Raw genomic sequence first — 7,475 nt, forward strand, 5'->3', positions numbered from 1 at the left:
AAGGGTGAAAGGAAGGAACAATCATCCTAGTACAGCACGTAACCAGATATTCCTGCAAGAGTATTGTTTTGACATGGGTAATAGGATCAATTACACTACGATCGCAAATTCATGAAAGTATTTGAGTCAATGCAACCGACTCGCGTAATTGGTTTAATGAGTGGTACGTCCGTAGATGGGATAGATACAGCTTTAGTAGAAATTTCTGGTACAGATTTGGATTTGAAGGTGAAATTACTCGCAGGGGAAACCTATCCCTACTCCCCTCAACTCAGAGAACACATTCTTGGGCTGGGGGCTGGTACGGCGATATCAATGGCAGATTTAGCCGCAATAGATGATGCGATCGCTCATAATTTTGCCCAAGCTGCTCAACATATTCAATCTGGTCATCCCAGAGCCACTCTCATCGGTTCTCATGGTCAAACTGTTTACCATCGTCCACCCCAAGGACTAGAAGAACTGGGTTATAGCTGCCAACTGGGACGGGGCGCGATGATTGCCCATTTAACAGGTATTACTACTGTCAGTAATTTCCGAATAGCAGATATAGCTGCTTATGGTCACGGTGCGCCCCTTGTTCCTAAAGTAGATGCCTATTTACTTAGTCATCTCCAGGAAGGACGTTGTATTCAAAATATTGGGGGTATTGGTAATGTTACGTATCTTCCCGCCCGTAGTGATGATTGGTTGTCGCAAATTCGCGGCTGGGATACAGGTCCAGGTAATAGTTTATTGGATCTAGCCGTCCAGCATTTTACAAGTGGCACTAAAAGCTATGATAATAATGGTGATTGGGCAGCCAGTGGTACACCCTGTTACCCCTTGGTGGAACAATGGGTAAGTCACGAATATTTCCATTTACCACCACCCAAATCTACTGGACGGGAGTTATTTGGTCTTACCTACTTGCATGATTGTTTAGAGGATGCCCAAACTTACCAACTTAATGCCGCAGATTTTTTAGCAACTATCACAGAATTAACGGCAGTTTCTATTGTCCATAGTTATGATAATTTTCTGCCTAGAAGACCACATAAGGTAATATTATGTGGTGGTGGCAGTCGTAATAGTTACTTAAAAAATCGCTTACAGTTGTTATTGGGGAATGTTCCAGTGTCAACTACAGATGAGTTTGGCTTAAGTGCTGCATTTAAAGAGGCGATCGCTTTTGCGGTTTTAGCATACTGGCGAAACATCAATATTCCTGGTAACTTACCCGCAGTCACAGGAGCATATCAAGAGATGCTTTTAGGAGAAATTCACGATAATTATCGCTAATTTAGTCTATATTCTCCTCTTTTCTCTGGAAATACTATGTTAGCAAGTATTTCTAAGCTTCAACTGTGCTGGATTAAGCTGTTGTGCATTTAGTTTGTAAATTCTAGCGGGCAAGATGCCCGCACCACAAAGTTCAAGTAAATTATGGTTATCAAATTTAGCTGCGTAACAGCTTAAAACAAGGGATTTAGCCTGTGGGACATACTTTTTTATTAGAACCAGGAAGGTGGGTGATCCAAGGTAGTTGGTTGGAGCGCAATAGTCAACCAATTCCCTTGAAGGGTTTAACATTAGTGGTTTGGCATCGAGATAATTGGTTCTCTATGGCTACAAAATTAATCTTTCCTAACAGCGATCGCCCAGAAATTTCTTTTCAGTATAAAGGACGACTTCATAAAGGAGAGCGTCAGTATACTTTTCTGCTTCAACATAATTATTTCGGACAAGTAGAAGGTGAAGGCTGGATTTGTCCAGATACAATTGTTCAGCGTTATTGGGTACTCGGAGATAGCTCCACTGACCTTCGCCATCGTCAAAGACGCAGTGGTTTTGAAACCCTACATCAAATTGATGACAACCAGTATTATCTAACTAGTGGCATTCTTGTTGGTCATTTTTTAGATAGTACAATGGAAGCTAGTCTAGAACGCCAATTACACTAGTACAACACGGCATAAATAAACTAACCGTTCTCAATCATTAAAAAGCCTATACTGTCTTCGTTGTGACTTTCGACTTCCGCCCTGCGGTACTAGGCCTCCTGCAAAAGTTTTTTATGCTACAATAGGAGGCTGTTTGTTTTTATTTTTGAGTTCAAATTAATCAATTATGTCTAATTTAGAATTGATGAATTTTCGGTTTTAATTCTCAGGTTTTTCACCTACTTTCTAATCACCGAAACCTACAAAACTACCCCCCGAACTGTTAAACATTGGAGTCGAATTTTCTATGTCAGACCCCAACATTGGTCGCTTACTCGGCAACCGTTACCAACTACAAGAGCTAATTGGCTCTGGTGCGATGGGACGAGTTTATCGTGCTAAGGATACGTTGCTGGGAGGTGTCCCTGTTGCAGTCAAGTTTCTAACTTTATCCATCCAAAACGAAAGGATGCGTTGCCAAGAACGATTTGAGCGAGAAGCTAAAACCTGCGCCTTACTTGGTCAAAAAAGTATCCATATCGTCCGAGTCATGGACTATGGGGTAGATCAAACATACTACGTCATGGAATATCTACAGGGACAAACATTAGGTCAGATCATTCGCCAAAAACATCTAAGTTTAGCAAGATTTCTCAGTATGTCCAAGCAAATTGGTTTAGGACTACAGTGCGCTCATAATGGTATTCCTGTAGATGGAAAAATTTGTCCAATCATCCATCGTGATATTAAACCGGGTAATATCATGGTGATTCAAGACCCCAGTTTTGGAGAATTAGTCAAAGTTTTAGACTTTGGTATTGCTAAATTACTAATGTCTAATAGTGATCATACCAAGTTTTATTTAGGAACTTTGGCTTATTCTTCTCCTGAACAAATTGAAGGTAAAGAACTAGATAGTCGTTCTGATATCTACAGTTTTGGGATCATGATGTTTGAAATGCTGACTGGTAAAATTCCTGTGGTGGCCTCAACCAACACCTTTGGAGCATGGTATAAAGCCCATACTTTTGAAAAACCCTGTTCTTTTGCGGAAATTTCTCCTAATTTGCACCTACCCCAGCAATTAGAAGATGTCATTATGAATTGTTTATGCAAAAAACCCAGCGAACGTCCCCAAAGTATCAATGAAATTATTAATATTCTGACTACTCTAGAACAGCAAAAGGAAACGCATAATACCACTGAGAATGCTTTTATATATCAAGATACTCAAGACATTATTAAACCCATCTCTCCTGTAGTTACAGAACCAGCAGAGAAAATAAAAACCAATCCACTGACAATTCCCATTAACAATCACAACACACAAGTCGAACTACGGAGATATTCAGTTCATCATGACATAACACAGTTAGTTACTTGGCCACACAATAAACCCATTGCCAATATCGTGTTTATTCAACCCATTTACCACGATAAAACGTTGTTACCAGCTTTATGGGTGATGCTACCCCAAGAAGAAATTCAAAAACGCTTAGTTTGTACTCGCTACAATCAATTTCTCTTTATTTCTTCTCCCCATCCTGTCATGTTATGGATTACAGTTATTTATAGTCGTCAACATGGGGCTAAATGGTTGCCTTATTATTTGGATCTCAAAACTAGTTCTGGACAAGAAATCACTCAATTACTGTACAATACTGGACAATATCGTTTATTATTCTTCGCTAAAGAAACTCCTCATCCTTGCACACATATATTACAATCAAACATTGCTGCGGCTCAAAGAGAAAGATTGCAAGAGTGGCTTGTTTCTAGTCAAGGTTTAACCTCATCAACAGATGGTCAGATTAGTAAAAATCTATTGAAAAAGGAATATGAAAAAATTAAACCTAAAATATTAGCTAAGTTAGAAACAATTGATACTGATTCTTCATTCGATATTTCTGGTTGATCTTTTCAGGTCAGGAGTCAGGAGTCAGGAGTCAGGAGTCAGGATGAAGAATTAGAAAATGAAGAATTAAAAAATAAAGAATTAATTGGAGGATAAATCACAATACTGTAGTAGTAATCGAAGTTAACGCCCCAACATCCCCAGCTTTTTTCCTGTCTGGAAACGAGCAAGAGAAGGAGGTCGCCCACTGCGATACAGGAGACGTTGCTCATTAGTAACTCTATGCCATATTAGGATCTGATTCTAGACCCCATTGGTGTTTGAGCATTTCTTGATAAGTTGCTTCCCGAACGACCATTTGCTCATACAGTTTGACCAAAAAATCTTGAGCTTGTTCGTGGCTCATGTGTTGGACTTGTGTGGCAAAGGAGCGAATGCTAAATTGCTGTTCCAAAGATAGTTCAGTTCGTTGATTCATAATGAACTCCAAAACAAACAAGGTGTAAAATCGGAATTGATCACAGAATTGAAAAGTTGGAAGTTGGGAATTTCAAGGTACAAGAGGCTGTCGCTTGTGATTGAAATTCCTTCGTTCCTTGATTTGCAATCTGTTGAATTAGATAAAAGTCCTAAGAAGTCATCTCTGGGCTAGATTTTGCCTGACATTTGTTTGTCTATATTAAGAAAGATAACAAGTATTTGACAATTTGCCCATCTTTTTGAATTTATTTTTTGAGGTGTGTATTATCATGTTTTTTTGATACAAAAATTATGTCCGCAGAGAGCGGATTCGTGCAAGTTGGATGGTTTGATTTTGGTGAAGATTCTTTAAGTTACAGTAGTTATGGGTTGGTTGATATTTAGGGGTTATAGGGGAGAAATCGAGAGACAGGCAAGTTTGATGTTTGGCACTGATCTGGATTATCTGATTTATTAACCGCCTATTTGCTGTTTATTTAAGACAGACTACAAGGTGCAATATGTCAATTGTGGAAATTATAGAAGTTTAAGCTCCTGTGGTAATTTTTGGAGATTAAAAATATTTTTATCAAATTGCTAATATAAAAAATGCTCAATTTGAACAAATTGTTCAGTATATTTACTTTTTTTAGGGAATAGGGAATGGGGAATGGGGAATGGGGAATGGGGAAAGAATTTTCTTCTTTCTTTCTCCTGAACTCCTGACTCCTGAACTCCGAACCCCTACCCCTTATTAGGCTTCTACAGACACGAGGACGACGGTAATGTTATCGTGTCCACCTTCTTCTTTAGCGGCTTCAATTAAGGTGTGAGCAGCTTGTTCTAAATTAGGTGCGTTGTTGATATATTCAAGAATTTTCTCATCTATAAGTTCTTCTGTAAGTCCATCACTACAGAGGAGTAGGCGATCGCCCGTTCGTAGATCTACTGGTTGAATATCAGTCTGGTGGAGGTCTTCTCTACCTAAACAACTAGATAAAACGTGGCGAAAGGGATGCACTCTGGCTTCCTCAGCAGTAATATCGCCAATTTTTATGGCTCTAGCAATCCAGGTATGATCTTCTGTAATTTGTTCTAATTGTGATCCTCGTAGACGGTAAAGACGGGAATCGCCAACATGACCACATACAGGTAATTCATCTGGACCAATCATGATGACTACGGCTGTTGTTCCCATGTCAGCGCGTTCGGGATGATTTTGCTGGTCTCTAACTATGGCTTGATTGGCGGTAGATAAAGCTTGTTCTAAAATTTCTAAGGAAGATTCCGGGGATTGCCAATTTTTGTCTAGATATGAACGAATTTCTTCGGTAGCGATGCGACTGGCTTCTTCTCCTCCTGCATGACCACCCATCCCGTCGGCGACTATAAAGAATCGCCCTGCGGGATCAATATAGTAGGAATCTTGATTATAAGCACGAATAAGCCCCGGATCTGTACAACCGGTAGATTCAAGTTTCATAGATTTTTCGTGAACAATTAATTAATACATCCGATCATAACGGTCGAGGCGTAAAAGCAAACGAATCAGCAGGAATGAAACTGATGCGGCAATTAAACCAATCAGACTTGCTAACCATATATAATGGCTAACTAGGAGAATTGTGGCGGCAATTGTAAAACCACTGATAATAAGAGCATAACTTATTCCCAGTTGAATATTACCCTGTCGCCGGATCAGGCGTTCAGTTTCTACGGAGCGAACTCTTAGTCGAATATCCCCACGTTCTATTTTATCTAGGGTATCTTCTAATCTTCGTGGCAATCCTAAAGCAGTGCTACTGACTTGGACTGCTTGACGGCTTAATTCATTCAAGAAGCTATTCCCCTCAGAACTACTGTTATCTGTCATAAGCTGCATGGCGTAAGGCTGGGCAACTTCCATAAAATTAAATTCTGGATCTAGACCTTTACCGACTCCTTCGAGGGTGGAAAAGGCACGCATGACGAAGGTAAAAGTGGCTGGAAACCGAAATGGTTGATCGTAAGCGAGTTCATACAGGTCTTCACTGATGGCTGCTACAGATTGATTTTCAAAGGGCTTATCCATGAAGTTATCCAGCATAAACTGGACTGAACGACGGACGGGTCCCATATCCTCAACTGGGGCGATCGCTCCTAAATCAACTAAAGATTTTACCACACGGTCTCCATCTTTTTGAGCGATGCCAAATAAGGTTTCCATTAATCCTTCGCGGACATTGGATTTAATTGTTCCCATCATCCCGAAGTCGTAGAAAATCAAAGCGCCGTCGGGACTAACTGCGAGATTACCAGGGTGGGGGTCAGCGTGGAAGAAGCCATTGTTTAGTAGTTGATGGAGATAGGCTTGTGCGCCATAGCGAGCGATCGCTTTTCTATCCACACCCGCTGCATCTAAAGCATCATATTGACTAACTTTAATCCCCGGCACATACTCTAAAGTAATCACTCTAGAAGTAGCATAACGCCAATAAACCCTCGGTATTTTTACCCAATCATAAATGCGGAAATTCCGGCGAAAAGTATCGGCGTTGCGTCCTTCATTCAGATAATCAATTTCTTCCCAAAGAATGCGACAACATTCCTCATATATACCCATCCAATCTCTACCCCGTCCCCATTTGGGATGGTTTTGAAAATAGCGAGCGATACCTTTAAGAATGCCTAAATCAATTTCAAACAGTTTTTTCAGTCCTGGGCGTTGCACCTTGACTACTACGGACTCACCAGTATACAAAACAGCCTTATGGACTTGACCCAAACTAGCAGCAGCCAGGGGAACAGGGTCAAAATCTTGGAACAGCACGGAAATCTTTTTCCCTAATTCCTGCTCAATAATTCCTTCTACCTGTTCATAACTAAATGCCGGGACTCTATCTTGTAACTTAGATAACTCCTCCACATATTCCGCAGAGAAAATATCCGCACGAGTTGAAAACAATTGTCCAATCTTAATAAAAGTCGGACCCAAATCTAAAAACGTCGTTTTAATCCAGATTGCTTGGGCTTTGCGTCTAGCTGCTTGCTTGGCTTCTGTTACACCACCGGGGTAACTCCAAGCCTTGTTATAGCGCCAAATTTTGAACATCAAGGTCAAGACAAAAGACCAAATATCCACAAAGCGGCGTTTGCTAGAGTATTCTTCCCGATTCCAACGGTATGCTTTGTCTGAGTAACCTTGTTCCATATTTTTCTTATACCGTCGGGTTGTCACGGAGGCAGGGGAGGTAGGGGGC

At 40.5% G+C, this 7,475-nt stretch carries 6 protein-coding genes; 3 read left to right on the top strand and 3 right to left on the bottom strand.

Features of this window, described 5'->3' with window-relative positions:
* Positions 1 to 129: 129 nt before the first annotated feature.
* The 3 genes from PN471_RS05630 to PN471_RS05640 all read left to right on the top strand — a co-directional run bounded on the left by PN471_RS05630 (position 130) and on the right by PN471_RS05640 (position 3,837).
* Positions 130 to 1,281, top strand: coding sequence for an anhydro-N-acetylmuramic acid kinase (locus PN471_RS05630; protein ID WP_271776006.1), 1,152 nt, complete (start codon positions 130 to 132; stop codon positions 1,279 to 1,281).
* Positions 1,282 to 1,475: 194 nt separating this feature from the next.
* Positions 1,476 to 1,943 (top strand): hypothetical protein, encoded by a 468-nt coding sequence (locus PN471_RS05635; RefSeq protein ID WP_271776003.1) that lies wholly within the window; start codon positions 1,476 to 1,478, stop codon positions 1,941 to 1,943.
* A 286-nt stretch (positions 1,944 to 2,229) separates the two neighbouring features.
* Entirely contained in the window at positions 2,230 to 3,837 is a 1,608-nt protein-coding gene (locus tag PN471_RS05640; protein ID WP_271776004.1) for a serine/threonine-protein kinase, read from the top strand.
* 220 nt (positions 3,838 to 4,057) lie between these two features.
* On the opposite strand, the gene PN471_RS05645 is transcribed toward PN471_RS05640, so the two are convergent.
* The 3 genes from PN471_RS05645 to PN471_RS05655 all read right to left on the bottom strand — a co-directional run bounded on the left by PN471_RS05645 (position 4,058) and on the right by PN471_RS05655 (position 7,426).
* The gene (locus tag PN471_RS05645; RefSeq protein WP_027402129.1) at positions 4,058 to 4,255 is read right to left on the bottom strand and encodes an NblA/ycf18 family protein; all 198 of its coding nucleotides are present in this window, start codon (positions 4,253 to 4,255) and stop codon (positions 4,058 to 4,060) included.
* Between the two features lie 735 nt (positions 4,256 to 4,990).
* Positions 4,991 to 5,719 carry a Stp1/IreP family PP2C-type Ser/Thr phosphatase gene (locus tag PN471_RS05650; protein WP_271776005.1) on the bottom strand — a complete coding sequence of 243 codons (729 nt, stop codon included), beginning with the start codon at positions 5,717 to 5,719 and terminating at the stop codon, positions 4,991 to 4,993.
* Positions 5,720 to 5,740: 21 nt separating this feature from the next.
* Complete coding sequence (locus PN471_RS05655) at positions 5,741 to 7,426, bottom strand: ABC1 kinase family protein (RefSeq protein ID WP_271776007.1); 1,686 nt, start codon at positions 7,424 to 7,426, stop codon at positions 5,741 to 5,743.
* Positions 7,427 to 7,475: the final 49 nt, after the last annotated feature.

It is taken from the genome of Aphanizomenon sp. CS-733/32, from assembly GCF_028330045.1.
In the GTDB taxonomy this organism is placed as follows: domain Bacteria; phylum Cyanobacteriota; class Cyanobacteriia; order Cyanobacteriales; family Nostocaceae; genus Dolichospermum; species Dolichospermum gracile.

Excerpts from the sequence above, each read along its gene's own strand:
- PN471_RS05630 (WP_271776006.1), top strand. The coding sequence starts at position 130 with ATGCAACCGACTCGCGTAATTGGTTTAATGAGTGGTACGTCCGTAGAT.
- PN471_RS05640 (WP_271776004.1), top strand. The coding sequence starts at position 2,230 with ATGTCAGACCCCAACATTGGTCGCTTACTCGGCAACCGTTACCAACTA.
- PN471_RS05645 (WP_027402129.1), bottom strand. The coding sequence starts at position 4,255 with ATGAATCAACGAACTGAACTATCTTTGGAACAGCAATTTAGCATTCGC.
- PN471_RS05650 (WP_271776005.1), bottom strand. The coding sequence starts at position 5,719 with ATGAAACTTGAATCTACCGGTTGTACAGATCCGGGGCTTATTCGTGCT.
- PN471_RS05655 (WP_271776007.1), bottom strand. The coding sequence starts at position 7,426 with ATGGAACAAGGTTACTCAGACAAAGCATACCGTTGGAATCGGGAAGAA.